The following is a 17,824-nucleotide window of genomic DNA, read 5'->3' as shown; positions in this document are numbered from 1 at the left end:
TTGGCACGCTGTTGAGTTCTCAAGGTGCGGACGCTTCCTTCGTTCCTGTTTCCAGGCCCTCCGGGCGCTTCCTTCGTTTCCGACTCTATCAGATCCTTTCGGCGTCTGATTCCCAGTCAGGGGGGTTTGTCTTTCCGGCTGTTGGGCCGTTCCGACGAGTGAGACTTTAGCGGATTCCCTACCCCCGACGCTAATCGGGCGGCTTGCGCTCAGACCTTCGAACGCGAATTCCTCATTTCGCAAAAACGCACGGAAAACGAGACGGCGCGGCAAAGCCGCGTCGGCTTCTGTGGATCTTGCGGAATGGCTGTCCGGGGCCGACCGGGGTCGGTGCTCACGTCGGACAACTCGGAGAACACTACGCAGGGGGAGGGGGCGTGTCAACCCTGGTCCGTGCGCCTCGCGCTGCCCGGGTGACGGAAGGCCTGGCGGTAGTCGCGGGGGCTGGTGGCCAGGTGGGCGGCGAAGTGCTGGCGCATCGTGACCTCGCTGCCGAAACCCGCGCGGCGGGCGACCTCGGGGAGGGGGTGGTCGGTGCGTTCGAGGAGCTTCTGGGCTGCCGCCACGCGCTGGGTGATGAGCCAGTGGAGGGGGGTCGTTCCCGTCGTGGCCTGGAAGTGGCGGGCGAAGGAGCGGGGGGACATGCCGGCGAGGGCGGCCAGGCTCGCGACGGTGTGGGGTTCGGCGAGGTGAGCCAGGGCGTGGGCGCGTACGGCGGCGAGGGCGTCGGCGTCGCGATCGGCGCGGGGCGTGGGGTGCTCGATGAACTGCGCCTGGGTCCCCGTACGGAACGGGGCGGTGACCATGGAGCGGGCGATCGCGGCGGCGGCTTCGGCTCCGTGGGCGGTGCGGACGAGGTGGAGGCAGAGGTCGATGCCCGCGGCGGTTCCGGCCGACGTCCAGATGCCGGTGTCCTCGACGAAGAGGGCGTCGGGTTCGACCTGGACGGCCGGGTGGCGGATGGCCAGGGTGCTTGCCAGGTGCCAGTGGGTGACGGCTCGGCGGCCGTCCAGGAGACCCGCGCGGGCGAGGACGAAGGCGCCGGCGCAGAGCGAGGCGACCGGGACGCCGGCGGTGTGGGCGCGGCGGAGGGCGTCGAGGACGGGTGCGGGGAGGTCGGCGTCGGGGTCCTCGATGCCGGGGACGACGACCAGGTCGGTGGGGGTGAGGTCGTCGAGCCAGGTGAGGGGGCGGTCGGGGGTGAGGGTGAGGCCGCCGCGCAGGGGGATGGGGGTGTGCGGGTCGGTGGCGGTCCTGCGGAGTTCGAAGGGCGGGACGCCTCGGAGCGTGCGGTCGCTGTCCCAGACCTCGGTGATGACGGAGAGGTCGAAGGCGCGGATGCCGGGGAAGGCGACGAGGGCGATGCGCTGGGGGCGGGGTGCGGGGGTCCGTGGCACGGTTGGCAGTAAAGCATCGATCGCTGGCATTCGTCCCTCTGGGTGGTGGGGGCGGCCGGCGGGAGGATCGTGGTCATGGAGATCAACGAGAACGCAGCGCTGGTGGTCGTCGACGTGCAGAAGGGCTTCGAGTCGGAGTTCTGGGGGCGTCGGAACAATCCGGAGGCCGAGCGGAACATCGCGGCCCTGATCGACGTGTGGCAGGAGACGGGGCGGCCGGTCGTCTTCGTGCGGCACGACTCGTCACAGGCGGGTTCGCCGCTGGAGTCGGGGACGGAGGGGAACGGGTTCAAGGACTTCGTCGAGGAGCGGCGGGGGAAGACGTCGGGTCCTGAGCTGCTCGTCACGAAGTCCGTGAACTCCGCCTTCTACGGGGAGCCGGACCTGGACGCGTGGCTGAAGGGGGCCGGGGTCGGGCAGTTCGTGGTGGCGGGGATCCAGACGAACATGTGCAACGAGACGACTGCCCGGATGGGCGGGAACCTCGGGTACGACGTGCTGTTCGCGCTGGACGCGATGCACACCTTCGATCTGGCCGGGCCGTTCGGCTGGACGCAGACGGCGGAGGAGCTGACCCGGGCGACGGCGGTGTCGCTGCACGGTGGGCGGTTCGCCCGGGTCGTGACCACGGAGGACGTGGTGAAGGGGGCCTCGGCGGAGTAGGGGGTCAGCTGTTGCCGGAGGCGAGCTCGCGGCTGCGGTCGCGGGCCGCTTCCAGGGCGGCGATCAGGGCGGCCCGTACGCCGTGGTTCTCCAGCTCGCGGATGGCGCTGATGGTGGTTCCGGCCGGTGAGGTGACGGCCTCGCGGAGCTTGACCGGGTGCTCGCCGCTGTCGCGGAGCATCACGGCGGCGCCGATGGCGGCCTGGACGATGAGGTCGTGGGCCTGGGCGCGGGGCAGGCCCAGGAGGATGCCGGCGTCGGTCATGGCCTCGACGAGGAAGTAGAAGTACGCGGGTCCGGAGCCGGAGAGGGCGGTGGCGGCGTCCTGCTGGGACTCGGGGACGCGGAGGGTCTTGCCGACGCCGCCGAAGATCTCCTCGGTGTGGGCAAGGTGCTCGGGGGTGGCGTGGCTGCCGGCCGAGATGACGGACATGCCCTCGTCGACGAGGACGGGGGTGTTCGGCATGACGCGGACGACGGGGGTGCCGGCGGTGAGGCGGTCCTCGATGAAGGACGTGGGGATGCCGGCCGCCGCGCTGATGACCAGGCGGTCGGCGGCGACGTGGGGGGCGAGCTCGTCGAGGAGGCGGCCCATGTCCTGCGGCTTGACGGCGAGGATGAGGGTGTCGGCGCGCTTGGCGGCTTCGGCGTTGGTGACGGTCTCGACGCCGTAGCGGGTGCGGAGCTCTTCGGCGCGTTCTGCGCGGCGGGTGGTGACCAGGAGGTTCGCGGGGCGCCAGCCTGCGCGGATCATGCCGCTGAGGAGCGCTTCACCGATCTTGCCGGTGCCGAGGACTGCGACGGTCTGGGTCATGGGTCTGTTCACCTCGCCGGAGGGGGCCTTTTGGACATCCTTTCACCGGTGGGGCCCGGGGCGCGTGGGGTGTCCGAGGGGCGGTCAGGCGGTGCGGCGGCGGAGGGTGGCGGCGCCGAGGCCGAGGACCAGGACGGCGCAGCCGGCGACGACGAGGGTGTCGCGGACGAAGTCGCCGGTGACGTCGGGGTGGCGGAGGACCTGGTTCATGCCGTCGACGGCGTACGACATGGGGAGGACGTTCGAGATCGCCTCCAGGGCGGGGGCCATGCGGTCGCGCGGGGTGAAGAGGCCGCAGAGCAGGAGCTGGGGGAAGATCACGGCCGGCATGAACTGGACGGCCTGGAACTCGGACGCGGCGAAGGCGGAGACGAAGAGGCCGAGGGCGGTGCCGAGGAGGGCGTCGAGGAGGGCCACCAGGAGGAGGAGCCAGGGGGAGCCGACGACGTCGAGGCCGAGGGCCAGGACGGCGAGGCCGGTGGCCAGGACGGACTGGAGGACGGCGACGAGCCCGAAGGCGAGGGCGTAGCCGGCGATGAGGTCGGCTTTGCCGAGGGGCATGGCGAGGAGGCGTTCCAGGGTGCCGGAGGTGCGCTCCCTGAGGGTGGCGATGGAGGTCACCAGGAACATCGTGATGAGCGGGAAGATGCCGAGGAGTGAGGCGCCGATGCTGTCGAAGGTCCGCGGGCTGCCGTCGAAGACGTAGCGGAGCAGGAAGAGCATCAGGCAGGGGACGAGGATCATCAGGGCGATCGAGCGCGGGTCGTGACGCAGTTGGCGCAGGACGCGGGCGGAGGTGGCGAGGGTGCGGTTCGCGTTCACGGTCGCTCCTGGTGGGCGGCTCGGGTGTTCGCCGCGTCGACGAGGTGCAGGAAGGCCTCTTCGACGGTGGCCGTGTCGTTGCGGTGGCGGAGGGCCTCGGGGGTGTCGTCGGCGAGGATCTCGCCCTCGCGCATGAGGAGGAGCCGGTGGCAGCGCTCGGCCTCGTCCATGACGTGGGAGGAGACGAGGAGGGTGGTGCCCCGGTCGGCGGCGATCCGGTGGAAGAGGTCCCACAGGTCGCGGCGGAGGACGGGGTCGAGGCCGACGGTGGGTTCGTCGAGGACGAGGAGTTCCGGGGTGCCGAGGAGGGCGACGGCGAGGGAGACCCTGCTGCGCTGGCCGCCGGAGAGCCGGCCGGCGAGGGAGTCGGCGTGGTCGGTGAGGTCGACGTCCTCGACGGCCCGGTCGACGGCGGTGCGGCGGTCGTGGCGGTGGGCGCGGCCGGGGAGCAGGACGGCGGCGAAGTAGTCGAGGTTCTGGCGGACGGTGAGGTCGTCGTAGACGGACGGGGCCTGGGTGACGTATCCGATGCGGGAGCGGAGGGCGGGGTCTCCGGCGGGGTGGCCGAGGACCTGGAGGGTGCCTCGGACCTTGGCCTGGGTGCCGACGATCGCGCGCATGAGGGTGGTCTTGCCGCAGCCGGAGGGGCCGAGGAGGCCGGTGATGCGGCCTGCCTGGACGGTGAAGTCGAGGCCGCGGAGGACGGGGCGGTCGCCTCGGGTGGCGGTGAGGTTCCGCGCGGTGACGGCTGGGTGTGCGAGGTCGCCGGCCGGCGTGGGGACGGCTGCTTCTGCGGGCGCGCCCGTCGGCGCGGTGAGGGCCGCGTCTGTGGGGCTGCCCGCCGGTTTATTCATCACGTGATGAATAATGGGCCTGGGGGTGCCCGCCGTCAAGGACCCGGTAGGGGTCCTGACACGGGGCGGTGGTGGGCGGGTCTACTTCCGCTTCTTGCGGGCCCGGCGCTTCTGGTACTGGGCCACGGCCGTCTCGTGTTCCGTGCGGTGCAGCTGCTCGCCCGGGGCCTCGACGAAGCAGCGGGCCGCGTAGGCGAGCAGGGAGCCGATGAAGCCGATCGCCTTCAGGCTGCGCAGGGACTCCTCGCGGGCCGGGTCGGCCGGGCGGCGGACGAAGCCCTCCCAGGTCTTCCGGAAGGCGATGGCGCTGCAGACCGCGAACATGACGACGACGAGGGCGTTGGCGATGCCGCCGACATCGGCGATCTGCAGGCCCTCGTAGGCGAAGCGCAGGACGAAGCAGCCCGCGACGGCGGCGGCGAGCGCGCCGGCGGCCAGGCCGGCGCGGCGCAGCGCGTAGTGACCGCTGTGGTCGACCCAGGTCGTGCCGAAGAAGCGGATCTCCTCCGGCTGCGGCCCGGAGGGCTCAGCGGTCGTGCGGGGGGTCTGCTCTTCGTCGCTCACGGGGTCGATTATCCCCGGGGCCGACGGTGAAGGGCTCAGGCGCAGCGCGGGGCGACCAGGCCGTCGCTGCCTGTGTGCACATAGGCGTCGGAGACGTACTCGCCCGGCGCTATGTTGTCCCAGACGTTGGTGGTGCCGTACGGGCCGCTCACCCACTCGCCGTACTTCTGGCAGTGGATCGCCACCGTGGCGCCCAGCGGCAGGACCCGGACGATCGGGTACCCGGTGCTCGGGCCCGAGCGCACGTTGACCCGGTAGCCGGGCGCGACCTCGTAGCGCGTGGTCATGATGCCTCCCCCTGTGGCGCAAAAGCGCTGCGCCGAGTTTCACTCTCCGCGACGCGCGCAGGCTAGCAAGCCCCACCGACATCGCGGGCACCATGGACTAGGCTCCGTCGGGTCGCGCACGCGCGCGATGTGACGGGGACTCACACGGGGGTGGGCGATGCCACCGTTGCGCGGTACCGGTGCCGACCGGGAAGCGGAGGGGCCCGAGTACGCGGGCGACTACCGCCTCCAGGCACCTCTGGGGTCCGGCGGCATGGGCGTCGTGCACCTCGCGAGCTCGGCCTCCGGGCTGCGGCTCGCGGTCAAGGTCGTGCACGCACGGTATGCGGAGGACCCCGAGTTCAGGGCGCGTTTCCGCCAGGAGGTCGCGGCCGCCCGCCGGGTCAGCGGGGCCTTCACCGCGCCGGTCGTCGACGCCGACCCCGATGCCGTACGCCCCTGGATGGCGACCCTCTACGTGCCCGGCCCCACCCTCGCCGACCAGGTGAAGCGGAACGGCCCGCTGTCCCCCGCCGAGCTGCGCCGGCTCACCGCGGGGCTCGCGGAGGCCCTGCGCGACATCCACCGCGCCGGGGTCGTCCACCGGGACCTCAAGCCCAGCAACGTCCTGCTCACCGACACCGGCCCGAAGGTGATCGACTTCGGGATCTCCCGGCCGGTCGACAGCGATCTGCACACGGAGACGGGCAAGCTCATCGGCTCCCCGCCGTTCATGGCGCCCGAGCAGTTCCAGCGGCCGAGGGAGGTCGGGCCGGCGGCGGACGTGTTCGCGCTGGGCTCCGTCCTCGTGCACGCGGCGACCGGGCACGGCCCGTTCGACTCCGAGAGCCCCTACATCGTGGCGTACCAGGTCGTCCACGACGAGCCCGATCTGACGGGGGTGCCCGCGGACCTGGCGCCGCTCGTCGCCCGCTGTCTCGCCAAGGACCCCGTCGAGCGGCCGACCCCGGCGCAGATCATGCAGGCGCTGCTGCCTCCCTCGTACGCGGCGGAAGCCTTCATACCGGCACAGCGGCGGCGACCCGCCCTGCCCGAGGGCGACGGCGGCCACGCGCCCGCGTGGGACGCGGACACGCCCGTACGGGCTCCCGCGCCGGTCCCGCCCCCGCGCGGCCCGAGGGTGCGGGTCCGGCCGCGGCCGACGATCGCCGTCGCCGCCGCGCTCGCGCTGACCGCGGCCGGTCTGTACGCGGCGCTCAGCCGGCCGGCGGACGGCGGGCCCGAGACCCCGACGAGCCCGGCCGAGGTGGCCACCTCCTTCGCGGGCTGGCACACCGGGCTCCAGGAGCACGGCCCTTCGGCCGCGCCCGCCTGCGTCCACGGCGGGGCCGCGCTGTACTGCGCGGCCCGGGGCGTCGGCCTCGCCCGGCTCGACCCGGTGACCGGGCGGATCCTCTGGTCACGGAAAGCGCCCGTCGAGCAGGAGGCGCCGGACGCCCCCGTGCTCCTCGCGGACGGTCTGGTGGGCGCCGCCGCTCCGACGGCTCCCCTGCGGGCGTACGCGGCGGGGGACGGCGCCCCCGGATGGACCGCGCGCGCGGAGCACCCGGAGGTGCACCGGCCGGCCGGTGGCGCCGTCGTCCTGGCCGACGGCGTCGGGGGCATCCGGGCGGTCGACGCCCGTGGCGGCAAGGAATTGTGGCGGCACGGCCTGACCGGCTTCGGGGTGCCGCGCCCCGGGCCGTACGACGCGCCCTCGGGGCTCCTCACCGTGTCGGAGACCTCGGACTACGGGACGCACACCCGGGTCGGCGCGATCCGCCCGGCCACCGGCGAGGTGGTGTGGCAGCGGAACCTGGAAGGCAACCTGGACCCGCTGGGCCGCACCGGCGACGGAACGCTGGTCCTCGCGTCCCTCCGCGACGCCTCCCTCGTCGACGCCCTCGTGCTCCTGGGGCCTGGCCGCGACGGCGGGCCCGGGGCCGTCCGCACGCTGGCCCTGCCCTACCGGATCGACCTGCGGGGCATCGCCGTGCGCGGCGCCGTCGTCCATCTGCTCGACGCCGACGGGCGACTCACCGCCTTCGACACCGCCGCCCCGAAGGGCCGGATGCTGTGGGATCTGGAGACGGCCGCCGGGAACGTGTCCACGCCGGTCCTCGGCCCCGGCGACCGGCTCTACTTCTCGGTCCAGGACGGCCGGCTGCTCGCCGTCGACACAGCGCGCGGGGCGCTCGTCGGCCAGACCCGGCCGCGGCTGCGGAACGGCCGCCTCGGGTACGCGCCCCGGGTGCCCGCGCCTCTGGTCGCCGGCGACCGGGTGTTCGGTACGGCGCCGGACGGCTCGGTGTTCGCGGTGGACGCGCGCGATCCGGCGTCCTGGTGAGCACGTACGAGTGAGGGGAGCGGGTCCGGGACCCGCTCCCCTCACCCGTACGTCCGCCGGGCTCAGCCCAGCTTGGTCACGTCCCTGACCGCGCCCTTGTCGGCGCTCGTCGCCATCGCGGCGTAGGCCCGCAGCGCCGCCGACACCTTGCGCTCCCGGTTCTTCGGCGCGTACACGCCGCCGAGGGCCTCGCGGCGGGCCGCGAGGGTGGTGTCGTCGACGAGGAGCTCGATCGAGCGGTTCGGGATGTCGATACGGATGCGGTCGCCGTCCTCGACGAGCGCGATCGTGCCGCCCGAGGCCGCCTCCGGCGAGGCGTGGCCGATGGAGAGGCCCGAGGTGCCGCCCGAGAAGCGGCCGTCCGTGACGAGGGCGCAGGTCTTGCCCAGGCCACGGCCCTTCAGGAAGGAGGTCGGGTAGAGCATCTCCTGCATGCCGGGGCCGCCCTTCGGGCCCTCGTAGCGGATGACGACCACGTCGCCGTCCTTGACCCGCTTGTTCAGGATCTTCTCGACGGCCTCCTCCTGCGACTCGCAGACGACGGCCGGGCCCTCGAAGGTCCAGATGGACTCGTCGACGCCGGCGGTCTTCACGACGCAGCCGTCGGCGGCGAGGTTGCCGTGCAGGACGGCGAGGCCGCCGTCCTTCGAGTACGCGTGGGCCGCGTCACGGATGCAGCCGTTCGCCGCGTCCGTGTCGAGGGTGTCCCAGCGCTCCGACTGGGAGAACGCGGTCGCCGAGCGGACGCAGCCGGGGGCCGCGTGCCACAGCTCGACGGCCTCCTCCGAGGGGGAGCCGCCGCGCACGTCCCAGGTCTCCAGCCACTCCTTGACGGAGGGCGCGTGGACGGCGTGGACGTCCTCGTTCAGCAGGCCCGCGCGGTAGAGCTCGCCGAGGATGGCCGGGATGCCACCGGCCCGGTGCACGTCCTCCATGTAGTACGTGCGGTCCTTGGCGACGTTCGGGGCGACCTTGGCCAGGCAGGGCACCCGGCGCGAGACCTCGTCCATCTCCGGCAGGCCGTAGTCGAGCTCGGCCTCCTGGGCGGCGGCGAGCAGGTGCAGGATCGTGTTGGTGGAGCCGCCCATGGCGATGTCGAGGGCCATGGCGTTCTCGAAGGCCCCGCGGGTCGCGATCGAGCGCGGCAGGACGGAGGCGTCGTCCTCGTCGTAGTAGCGACGGGTGAGGTCGACGACCGTGCGGGCCGCGTTCTCGTAGAGCGCCTTGCGGGCGGTGTGGGTGGCGAGCACCGTGCCGTTGCCGGGGAGGGAGAGACCGATCGCCTCGGTCAGGCAGTTCATCGAGTTGGCCGTGAACATGCCGGAACAGGAGCCGCAGGTCGGGCAGGCGTTCTCCTCGATCCGGGCGATGTCCTCGTCCGAGATCTTCGGGTTCACCGCATCGGAGATCGCGTCGACCAGGTCGAGCGTGCGGACCGAGCCGTCGACGAGCGTGGCGCGGCCGGACTCCATCGGACCACCGGAGACGAAGACCGTCGGGATGTTGAGGCGGAGGGCCGCCATCAGCATGCCGGGGGTGATCTTGTCGCAGTTGGAGATGCAGATCAGGGCGTCGGCGCAGTGCGCCTCGACCATGTACTCCACGCTGTCCGCGATCAGGTCGCGGGAGGGCAGGCTGTAGAGCATGCCGCCGTGGCCCATGGCGATGCCGTCGTCGACGGCGATCGTGTTGAACTCGCGGGCGATGCCGCCGGCGGCGGTGATGGCCTCGGACACGATCCGGCCGACCGGCTGGAGGTGGGTGTGGCCGGGGACGAACTCCGTGAAGGAGTTCGCCACGGCGATGATCGGCTTCCGGCCGATGTCCGCGCCGGGTACACCGGAGGCGCGCATAAGGGCGCGTGCGCCCGCCATGTTGCGGCCGTGGGTGACAGTGCGGGACCTCAGCTGGGGCATCGTCGCTCGCTCCTCGTGATGGGTGTGCTTGCTTTCGAGCGTACGCCCACGCTCCAAGATCCGGACAAGGTGTCCGGCATGCGGGACGGGTGTTCACGTCCCGGACGGTCGGAGAGGTCGCGTCGTGTGCGGCCTGTTCAGGCTTCCGTCAGGTACCGCTGGAGGGTCGGCGCCACCTGTTCCACGATCCGTTCCGGGTCCGCCGAGGCCAGCGGCTCGACCTGGATCACGTACCGCATGATCACGATCCCGATCATGTGAGAGGCGGCCAGTTCCGCGCGGAAGCCCGGGTCCGGCACGTCGAGATCGGCCGCGATCCGCTCCAGGAGCCGGCGCAGCACGAAGGTCCGCAGCACCTTGGCCGCCGCCTCGTGGGTCAGCGCGGAGCGGACGATCGCGAGGAGCGGGGCGCGGGAGGCGGGGTTCTCCCAGACGCCGATGAAGAACCGCGCGAGCCGTTCGCCGATGGACTCGCGCGGGCCGCCGAGGATCGCCGGGAGCATGGCCGTGGGCTCGAAGGAGACCTCGATCGCGGCGGCGAAGACCTCGTCCTTCGTACCGAAGTAGTGGTGCACGAGCGCCGGGTCCACGCCGGCGGCCTTGGCGATGCCGCGCACCGAGGCCTTGTCGTAGCCGCGCTCGGCGAACTGGGCGCGGGCCGCCTCCAGGATGCGTTCGCGCGCGCCCGGTCCGCTCTCCTCCTCGGTACGGGACGGGCGGCCGCGCCGGCGCGGGGCCGGATCGGTCATGGGCGGGGGGCCCGTTCGGCCGGGCGGTGGGTGGCGGAGGCCAGGTGGAGGCGGGTGAAGGCGAGGGCCTCCGCGAGGTCGGCCTCGCGTTCGGCGGCTGACATCGCGCGGCGGGTGTTGACCTCGATGACGACGTGCCCGTCGAAGCCGGAGAGCGCGAGCCGCTCCAGGAGCTCGGCACAGGGCTGGGTGCCGCGCCCGGGGACGAGGTGCTCGTCCTTGGCGGAGCCCTTGCCGTCGGCGAGGTGGACGTGGCCGAGCCGGTCGCCCATGCGGTCGATCATCGCGAGGGCGTCGGTGCGGGCGGTCGCGGTGTGCGAGAGGTCGATCGTGTAGTGCCGGTAGTCGTCCTTGGTGACGTCCCACTCGGGGGCGTACGCGAGCATCTCGCGGTCCTTGTACCGCCAGGGGTACATGTTCTCGACGGCGAAGCGGACGTCCGTCTCGTCCGCCATCCGCCAGATGCCGGTCACGAAGTCCTTGGCGTACTGGCGCTGCCAGCGGAACGGCGGGTGCACGACGACCGTCGACGCGCCGAGCCGCTCGGCGGCCGACCGGGCGCGCTGGAGCTTGACCCAGGGATCGGTGGACCAGACGCGCTGCGTGATGAGGAGGCAGGGGGCGTGCACGGCCAGGATCGGGACCTGGTGGTAGTCGGAGAGGCGGCGCAGCGCCTCGACGTCCTGGCTGACCGGGTCGGTCCACACCATGATCTCGACACCGTCGTACCCGAGGCGCGCGGCGATCTCGAAGGCCGTCGCCGTCGACTCCGGATAGACCGAGGCCGTCGACAGGGCGACCTTCGCATCCGGGATGCGCACCACTGGTTCTGCCACGGAGACAGGGTACGGGGCGGGCCGGGGGGCCGGGGCGTGGTTCCGGTCACGGCGGGACGCGTGCGGCCCCGTACGGCGCGCGGTCCTGTCGTGCCCGACGCTCGCCCTAGTGTCCGGGCAGGTGGTCCAGGCGGCGCAGGATGACGCCCTCGCGCAGGGCCCAGGGGCAGATCTCCAGCTCCTCCACGCCCAGCAGGTCCATCGCGCCCTCCGCGACGAGCGCGCCCGCGAGGAGCTGTCCCGCGCGGCCCTCCGAGACGCCCGGGAGGGCGGCGCGCTCGGGAGCGGTCATGCCGGCGAGGCGCGGGACCCACTCCTCCAGGGACGCGCGGGACAGGATCCGCTGCACGTGGAGGCCCTCCCCCGAGCCGGGCGCCCCTCCGATCCTGGCGAGCTGCTTGAAGGTCTTGGAGGTGGCCACGACGTGGTCGGGGCGGCCGAAGCGGCTGAACTCCCCGACCGTACGGGCGATCTGCGCGCGCACGTGGCGGCGCAGCGCCTTCACGTCGGCGGCGTCGGCCGGGTCGCCCGGAAGCCAGCCCGCCGTCAGGCGGCCGGCGCCGAGGGGCAGGGAGACCGCCGTGTCCGGGTCCTCGTCGATGCCGAACGCGACTTCGAGGGAGCCGCCGCCGATGTCGAGGAGGAGCAGCTTGCCGGCGGACCAGCCGAACCAGCGGCGGGCGGCGAGGAAGGTGAGCCGGGCCTCCTCCTCGCCGGTGAGGACCTGGAGGTCGACCCCGGTCTCGTCCTTCACGCGCGCGAGGACCGCGTCGGCGTTGCTGGCCTCGCGCACCGCGGAGGTCGCGAAGGGGAGCACCTCCTCGCAGCCCTTGTCCTCGGCGGCCAGGAGCGCGTCCCGCACGGTCGCGATGAGCCGCTCGACGCCGCCGGGGGCGATCGCGCCCCGCTCGTCGAGCAGTTCGGCGAGCCGCAGCTCCGCCTTGTGCGAATGGGCGGGCAGCGGCCGGGCGCCGGGGTGGGCGTCCACCACCAGGAGGTGCACTGTGTTCGAACCGACGTCGAGGACTCCGAGTCTCATGGGCGGAACGGTACTGCGCCTCCCCGCATACGCTTGGTGGTGTGCCAAAGACGAAGAAGGCGAAGCAGGACAAAGACCGTGGCGGCGACGGCGGCGTGACGGCGGCCAGGACCGCGCACGCGGCGAAGGCCGTGAAGGCGGTCAAGGTCGGGAAGCAGAAGCGGGACGAAGCCGGGGAGCCGGACGAGAAGGGCCTCGACTTCGCGCGCGCGTGGGTGGAGTTTCCGGATCCGGCCGACGAGGAGCAGGTCTTCCGCTGCGACCTGACCTGGCTGACCTCGCGCTGGACGTGCATCTTCGGCAACGGCTGCCAGGGCATCCAGGAGGGCCGCGCCGACGACGGGTGCTGCACGCTGGGCGCGCACTTCTCCGACGAGGACGACGAGAAGCGGGTCGCGGAGCACGTGGCCCGGCTCGGCCCGGAGCTGTGGCAGTTCCACGACGTCGGTACGGAGTCGGGCTGGGTGCAGGTCGACGAGGACGGCGACCGGCAGACCCGCCGCTGGGAGGGGTCCTGCATCTTCCAGAACCGCCCGGGTTTCGCGGGCGGTGCGGGCTGCTCGCTGCACATCCTGGCGATGAAGGAGGGCCGGGAGCCGCTGGAGACGAAGCCGGACGTGTGCTGGCAGCTGCCGGTGCGGCGGACCTACGACTGGATCGACCGGCCCGACGACACCAAGGTGCTCCAGGTGTCGATCGGCGAGTACGACCGGCGCGGCTGGGGCCCGGGCGGTCACGATCTGCACTGGTACTGCACGACGGCGTCGTCGGCGCACGTGGGCGGTGAGCCGGTCTACGTCTCGTACCGGCCGGAGCTCGTGGAGATGATGGGCGAGGAGGCATACGGGGTCCTGGCCGGGCTGTGCGAGGCCCGGCTCGCCTCGCAGCTGCCGCTGGTGGCCCCGCATCCGGCTGATCCCGTGGCCTAGGAAGACGAGGGGGACGGTCCCTCCGTCGACGGTGGGGGTGTGCCCGGGTCCGAGGTCCCCGGCGGGGGTTCCTCGGTCGACGGGGGCGGGGTGGTCGGGTCCGTCGTCGGCGAGTTCGTGGGCGGCGTCGTCGGGTCCGTCGTCGACGGGGGCGGGGTGGTGGGCTCCGTCGTCGGCGGAGAGGTCGGCGGAGAGGTCGGCGGAGACGTGGGCGGGGTCGTCGGTTCCGTCGTCGTGATCGGCGGGGGTGTGACGACCCGGCCGGTCGGCGGCTTGGCCGGGGCGTAGCCGTCGATCCGTACGACCGCGCCCGAGGGGTTCACGCCGATCCGCGCGCTCCAGGCGCCGGCGGGTTCCCGGCCGTGGTCGACGCGGACGGTGACGGTGATCTTCTCGCCGGGGCGGAGGGTGCCGGAGGCCCGGCTCACGTACAGCCAGGGGGCGTCCGTCCACAGCGACCAGTCGACGGGAGAGCCGCCGGAGGCGGTCAGCGTGAGCAGGGTGACGTCGCCGTGGCCGGCGGCGGCGACGGTGATCCAGCCGGTGGCGGGTTCGCCGGGCCGGGACGGTGTGGGGGCGCCGGGGCTGACGACCTCGACGGAGACGTCGGGGGCGCGGCTGCCCTGGGTGAAGCCCGGCTCGGGGGTGGTGCTCGCGTTGCCGGCGTTCTCGTAGCGGTCGTAGGGGGCGCCGTCCGGGCCCACCGGTTCGTCCGCCTCGCGCGCGCTGATCCTGGACCCGTCGTGGCCCGCGGTGTCCGTGGCCGGGGCGCCGCGGTAGGAGGTCCACAGGGCGAGGACGGGGGCGGCGACCACGGCGGCGACGACGGTGGTGGTCACCGCGCGGGCCCGCAGCCGGTCGCGGCGGGCGACGTGATCCTTGGGGTCCACGGGGAAGCCGGTCGGCGCGAAGCGCGGGGCGCCGGCACGCGCGCGCGGGACGTGCAGCATCGCCATGTACGCGGCGGCCCGGGGCGCCTCGACGAGCGGCAGCCGGTCCGCCGGGAGGGCCGAGGCGCCGGGCCAGGGACCGGCGGCGCCCACCCGCTCGGCCGCGCGGCGGCAGCGGGGGCAGTCGTCGACGTGCCGGACGAGCTCGGCGCGCAGGGCGGCCGAGAGGAGCACCTGGTGGTCGCCGGTGAGCCGGGCGACGGTGGGGCAGCTGCCGGTCTCCACGACGGCGAGGGCGGCGCGGGTGCGCTCGACCTCGCAGCCCGCGGTGGCGAGGAGTTCGCGGGCGGCGAGCGGGTCGAGGGAGAGCACGGCGGCGACCTGGCGGTGGCTGAGGCCGTGCCGCACGGCGAGCTCCAGGGCCTCGCGCTGCTCGGGCGTGGTGCCGGCCGCCTCGGGCCAGGCGAGCAGGGCGAGCTCGGAGCGGCGCCGCTCGGCGGTCTCCTCGGAGACCCGGGGCGGCTCCGGGGCGGTGACGGCCGGGCGGCCGGTGTGGGCGCCCTGGCGCTTGCGGCGCTGCTCGCCGAGACTGCGCAGGCAGGCCCAGCGGGCGAGGGCGTACAGCCAGGCCGTGCGCCCGTCCTCGTCGGAGGGACAGCGGCCGTGGTGGCGCTCGGCGACGGCGAGGACGTCGCCGAGGACGGCGGTGGCCGTGTCGTGGTCGCAGAGCACGGAGAGGCAGTACGTGAAGAGGCCGTCGAGGGCGGCCTCGTAACGGGCGGGGGGACGCCGGCCGAGCGTGCGCGGTCCCTGGTCGGTGGTGCGGTGCGCCCGATGTGCGCCGGTGGTGCGTCCGGGGGTTTCCAGCCTGCTGCTCGTCACTGGGCGACCGTAGGCAGGACCCGGGGCACTCTTCGTACCGGATGCTCCATTCTCATTCTTACGGGTGAAGGTATCGCTCGAAAGAGGACAGGAACCCGGGGTTCCGGTGACGTGACGGTGTCTCCGTGGAGCAGCGCGGCCGTCTCCTGTGGACGACCGCGGACGGTTGTCAGTGGCGGCGGATACGGTGTCGCTCATGGCTGCCCGTACGAAAACCGCCAAGGACCGGCCGTCCTACCGCTGCACCGAGTGCGGCTGGCAGACGGCCAAGTGGCTCGGCCGCTGCCCCGAGTGCCAGGCCTGGGGGACGGTCGAGGAGTACGGCGCGCCCGCCGTCCGGACGACCGCCGCCGGTCGCGTCTCCACCGCCGCCGTCCCCATCGGGGAGGTAGACGGCCGGCAGGCGACCGCCCGCTCGACCGGCGTCGACGAGCTGGACCGGGTCCTGGGCGGGGGGCTGGTGCCCGGCGCCGTCGTGCTCCTCGCGGGCGAGCCCGGCGTCGGCAAGTCCACGCTCCTGCTCGACGTGGCGGCCAAGGCGGCGAGCGACGAGCACCGCACGCTGTACGTCACGGGCGAGGAGTCCGCGAGCCAGGTCCGGCTGCGCGCCGACCGGATCAACGCGCTCAGCGACCACCTGTACCTGGCGGCCGAGACCGATCTCTCGGCCGTCCTCGGGCACCTCGACGCGGTGAAGCCCTCGCTGCTGATCATGGACTCGGTGCAGACCGTCGCCTCCCCCGAGATCGACGGCGCGCCCGGCGGCATGGCCCAGGTCCGCGAGGTCGCCGGTGCGCTCATCCGGGCCTCGAAGGAGCGCGGCATGTCGACGCTCCTCGTGGGTCACGTCACGAAGGACGGGGCCATCGCTGGGCCGCGTCTCCTGGAGCACCTGGTCGACGTCGTCCTGAGCTTCGAGGGCGACCGGCACGCGCGGCTGCGCCTGGTCCGGGGTGTGAAGAACCGGTACGGGGCGACCGACGAGGTCGGCTGCTTCGAGCTGCACGACGAGGGGATCACGGGGCTCGCCGACCCCTCGGGGCTCTTCCTGACCCGGCGGGACGTGGCCGTGCCCGGCACCTGCCTGACGGTGACCCTGGAGGGCCGCCGGCCGCTCGTCGCCGAGGTGCAGGCGCTGACCGTCGACTCGCAGATCCCGTCACCGCGGCGGACGACCTCGGGTCTGGAGACCTCCCGGGTGTCGATGATGCTCGCGGTCCTGGAGCAGCGCGGGCGGATCAGCGCGCTGGGCAAGCGGGACATCTACAGCGCGACCGTCGGCGGCGTGAAGCTCACCGAGCCCGCCGCCGACCTGGCCATCGCGCTCGCGCTGGCCTCCGCGGCGAGCGACACCCCGCTGCCGAAGAACCTGGTCGCGATCGGCGAGGTCGGGCTCGCGGGCGAGGTGCGGCGGGTGACGGGCGTGCAGCGGCGGCTCGCCGAGGCGCACCGGCTCGGCTTCACGCACGCGCTGGTCCCCTCGGACCCCGGGAAGGTGCCGGCCGGGATGACGGTGACGGAGGTCGCGGACATGGGAGAGGCGCTGCGGGTGCTGCCACGGAGCCGCAGAACGAAGGCGGCCGAGGACGCGCCGGCCCGCTGACGAGGGGCCCGCCGCGGCCCCTCGGAGCGCATGCCCGCCACCCCCGCGGGGCGGTGTCGCTAGACTTTGCCCTGGTCTCGCCCATCCGTACGAGCCGGAGGAGTGCAGTGGCAGCCAAGGACGGGGCAGCAGCTCCTGGAAAGTCCGGCGCGGGCTCCGGCAACGAAGCGCTGATGCGCGCCGCCCTGAGCGCGGTCGCGCCGGGCACCGCGCTGCGCGACGGCCTGGAGCGGATCCTCCGGGGAAACACGGGCGGTCTCCTCGTTCTCGGCCTGGACAAGACGGTCGACTCGATGTGCACCGGCGGTTTCGTGCTGGACGTCGAGTTCACCGCCACGCGCCTGCGCGAGCTGTGCAAGCTCGACGGCGCGCTCGTCCTCGACAAGGACATCACCAAGATCCACCGCGCGGGTGTGCAGCTGGTCCCGGACGCCTCCATCCACACGGAGGAGACCGGAACCCGCCACCGCACCGCGGACCGGGTCTCCAAGCAGTGCAACTTCCCGGTCGTCTCCGTCTCCCAGTCCATGCGCCTGATCGCGCTGTACGTGAACGGTGAGCGCCGGGTCCTGGAGGAGTCGGCCGCGATCCTCTCCCGCGCCAACCAGGCGCTGGCGACCCTGGAGCGGTACAAGCTCCGGCTCGACGAGGTGGCGGGCACGCTCTCCGCCCTGGAGATCGAGGACCTGGTCACGGTCCGGGACGTCACCGCGGTCGCGCAGCGTCTGGAGATGGTCCGCCGGATCGCCACCGAGATCGCCGAGTACGTCGTCGAGCTCGGCACCGACGGACGGCTGCTCTCGCTCCAGCTCGACGAGCTGATCGCGGGCGTGGAGCCGGAGCGGGAGCTGGTGATCCGGGACTACGTTCCGGAGCCGACGGCGAAGCGTTCGCGGACGGTCGCCGAGGCGCTGACCGAGCTGGACGCGCTCACCCACACCGAGCTCCTGGAGCTTCCGGTCGTGGCGCGGGCCCTCGGCTACAGCGGCTCGCCCGAGACCCTCGACTCGGCGGTCTCGCCGCGCGGCTACCGGCTCCTGGCGAAGGTGCCGCGGCTGCCCGGGGCGATCATCGAGCGTCTGGTGGAGCACTTCGGCGGGCTGCAGAAGCTGCTCGCGGCCAGCGTCGACGATCTCCAGACCGTCGACGGTGTCGGCGAGGCACGCGCCCGCAGCGTCCGCGAGGGCCTGTCGCGGCTGGCGGAGTCCTCGATCCTGGAGCGGTACGTCTGAGACCGGGTCCGGGGCCCGGAG

General features: G+C 73.3%; 15 protein-coding genes and 1 pseudogene. 5 read left to right on the top strand and 11 right to left on the bottom strand.

The annotated features are described in order from the left end of the window. Positions 1 to 380: 380 nt before the first annotated feature. Positions 381 to 1,427, bottom strand: a complete 1,047-nt coding sequence (locus ACZ51I_RS21625) for a GlxA family transcriptional regulator (protein ID WP_468878174.1) — start codon at positions 1,425 to 1,427, stop codon at positions 381 to 383. A gap of 45 nt (positions 1,428 to 1,472) precedes the next feature. Here ACZ51I_RS21625 and ACZ51I_RS21620 point away from each other — a divergent pair, with 45 nt between their 5' ends. Then, the gene (locus ACZ51I_RS21620; protein ID WP_468878172.1) at positions 1,473 to 2,060 is read left to right on the top strand and encodes a cysteine hydrolase family protein; all 588 of its coding nucleotides are present in this window, start codon (positions 1,473 to 1,475) and stop codon (positions 2,058 to 2,060) included. 4 nt (positions 2,061 to 2,064) lie between these two features. Here the strand turns inward: ACZ51I_RS21620 and proC are convergent, their stop codons facing one another. The 5 genes and pseudogenes from proC to ACZ51I_RS21595 form a co-directional block, all read right to left on the bottom strand. Then, complete coding sequence (gene proC / locus ACZ51I_RS21615; RefSeq protein ID WP_468878169.1) at positions 2,065 to 2,874, bottom strand: pyrroline-5-carboxylate reductase; 810 nt, start codon at positions 2,872 to 2,874, stop codon at positions 2,065 to 2,067. A gap of 84 nt (positions 2,875 to 2,958) precedes the next feature. Continuing rightward, positions 2,959 to 3,696 carry an ABC transporter permease gene (locus tag ACZ51I_RS21610; RefSeq protein WP_468878167.1) on the bottom strand — a complete coding sequence of 246 codons (738 nt, stop codon included), beginning with the start codon at positions 3,694 to 3,696 and terminating at the stop codon, positions 2,959 to 2,961. Then, entirely contained in the window at positions 3,693 to 4,550 is an 858-nt protein-coding gene (locus ACZ51I_RS21605) for an ABC transporter ATP-binding protein (RefSeq protein ID WP_468878237.1), read from the bottom strand. The genes ACZ51I_RS21610 and ACZ51I_RS21605 overlap by 4 nt, the downstream gene beginning before the upstream one ends. Positions 4,551 to 4,631: 81 nt before the next feature. After that, positions 4,632 to 5,114, bottom strand: a complete 483-nt coding sequence (locus ACZ51I_RS21600) for a hypothetical protein (protein WP_468878164.1) — start codon at positions 5,112 to 5,114, stop codon at positions 4,632 to 4,634. A 35-nt stretch (positions 5,115 to 5,149) separates the two neighbouring features. After that, a pseudogene (locus tag ACZ51I_RS21595) lies at positions 5,150 to 5,395 on the bottom strand (SH3 domain-containing protein); the annotation flags it as partial. Positions 5,396 to 5,558: 163 nt separating this feature from the next. Here ACZ51I_RS21595 and ACZ51I_RS21590 point away from each other — a divergent pair. Further along, on the top strand, positions 5,559 to 7,727 hold the full coding sequence (locus tag ACZ51I_RS21590) for a protein kinase domain-containing protein (protein ID WP_468878161.1): 2,169 nt from the start codon (positions 5,559 to 5,561) through the stop codon (positions 7,725 to 7,727). Between the two features lie 62 nt (positions 7,728 to 7,789). On the opposite strand, the gene ilvD is transcribed toward ACZ51I_RS21590, so the two are convergent. The 4 genes from ilvD to ACZ51I_RS21570 all read right to left on the bottom strand — a co-directional run bounded on the left by ilvD (position 7,790) and on the right by ACZ51I_RS21570 (position 12,267). Beyond that, entirely contained in the window at positions 7,790 to 9,643 is a 1,854-nt protein-coding gene (gene ilvD, locus ACZ51I_RS21585; RefSeq protein WP_468878159.1) for a dihydroxy-acid dehydratase, read from the bottom strand. Positions 9,644 to 9,780: 137 nt separating this feature from the next. Then, complete coding sequence (locus tag ACZ51I_RS21580) at positions 9,781 to 10,392, bottom strand: TetR/AcrR family transcriptional regulator (RefSeq protein WP_468878157.1); 612 nt, start codon at positions 10,390 to 10,392, stop codon at positions 9,781 to 9,783. Continuing rightward, positions 10,389 to 11,228, bottom strand: a complete 840-nt coding sequence (locus tag ACZ51I_RS21575) for a sugar phosphate isomerase/epimerase family protein (protein WP_468878154.1) — start codon at positions 11,226 to 11,228, stop codon at positions 10,389 to 10,391. Before ACZ51I_RS21575 ends, ACZ51I_RS21580 begins: the two co-directional genes overlap by 4 nt. Before the next feature lie 106 nt (positions 11,229 to 11,334). Continuing rightward, the gene (locus ACZ51I_RS21570) at positions 11,335 to 12,267 is read right to left on the bottom strand and encodes a Ppx/GppA family phosphatase (RefSeq protein ID WP_468878151.1); all 933 of its coding nucleotides are present in this window, start codon (positions 12,265 to 12,267) and stop codon (positions 11,335 to 11,337) included. 41 nt (positions 12,268 to 12,308) lie between these two features. Here ACZ51I_RS21570 and ACZ51I_RS21565 point away from each other — a divergent pair, with 41 nt between their 5' ends. Then, positions 12,309 to 13,196 (top strand): DUF3109 family protein, encoded by an 888-nt coding sequence (locus ACZ51I_RS21565; protein ID WP_468878148.1) that lies wholly within the window; start codon positions 12,309 to 12,311, stop codon positions 13,194 to 13,196. On the opposite strand, the gene ACZ51I_RS21560 is transcribed toward ACZ51I_RS21565, so the two are convergent. Next, complete coding sequence (locus ACZ51I_RS21560; protein ID WP_468878145.1) at positions 13,193 to 14,968, bottom strand: BACON domain-containing protein; 1,776 nt, start codon at positions 14,966 to 14,968, stop codon at positions 13,193 to 13,195. The genes ACZ51I_RS21565 and ACZ51I_RS21560 overlap by 4 nt on opposite strands. Positions 14,969 to 15,164: 196 nt before the next feature. On the opposite strand from ACZ51I_RS21560, the gene radA reads away from it, so the two are divergent. Further along, positions 15,165 to 16,571, top strand: a complete 1,407-nt coding sequence (gene radA / locus ACZ51I_RS21555; protein ID WP_468878143.1) for a DNA repair protein RadA — start codon at positions 15,165 to 15,167, stop codon at positions 16,569 to 16,571. Positions 16,572 to 16,678: 107 nt separating this feature from the next. After that, complete coding sequence (gene disA, locus ACZ51I_RS21550) at positions 16,679 to 17,803, top strand: DNA integrity scanning diadenylate cyclase DisA (protein WP_468878140.1); 1,125 nt, start codon at positions 16,679 to 16,681, stop codon at positions 17,801 to 17,803. Positions 17,804 to 17,824 lie beyond the last annotated feature (21 nt).

This window comes from Streptomyces sp. NPDC034084 (assembly GCF_055575535.1).
This window is presented reverse-complemented; position numbering and strand designations above follow the sequence as displayed.

Coding starts and splice junctions, on each gene's coding strand:
- ACZ51I_RS21620 (WP_468878172.1), top strand. CDS start 1,473: ATGGAGATCAACGAGAACGCAGCGCTGGTGGTCGTCGACGTGCAGAAG.
- ilvD (WP_468878159.1), bottom strand. CDS start 9,643: ATGCCCCAGCTGAGGTCCCGCACTGTCACCCACGGCCGCAACATGGCG.
- ACZ51I_RS21580 (WP_468878157.1), bottom strand. CDS start 10,392: ATGACCGATCCGGCCCCGCGCCGGCGCGGCCGCCCGTCCCGTACCGAG.
- ACZ51I_RS21590 (WP_468878161.1), top strand. CDS start 5,559: ATGCCACCGTTGCGCGGTACCGGTGCCGACCGGGAAGCGGAGGGGCCC.
- ACZ51I_RS21570 (WP_468878151.1), bottom strand. CDS start 12,267: ATGAGACTCGGAGTCCTCGACGTCGGTTCGAACACAGTGCACCTCCTG.
- ACZ51I_RS21625 (WP_468878174.1), bottom strand. CDS start 1,427: ATGCCAGCGATCGATGCTTTACTGCCAACCGTGCCACGGACCCCCGCA.
- ACZ51I_RS21605 (WP_468878237.1), bottom strand. CDS start 4,550: ATGAATAAACCGGCGGGCAGCCCCACAGACGCGGCCCTCACCGCGCCG.
- proC (WP_468878169.1), bottom strand. CDS start 2,874: ATGACCCAGACCGTCGCAGTCCTCGGCACCGGCAAGATCGGTGAAGCG.
- radA (WP_468878143.1), top strand. CDS start 15,165: ATGGCTGCCCGTACGAAAACCGCCAAGGACCGGCCGTCCTACCGCTGC.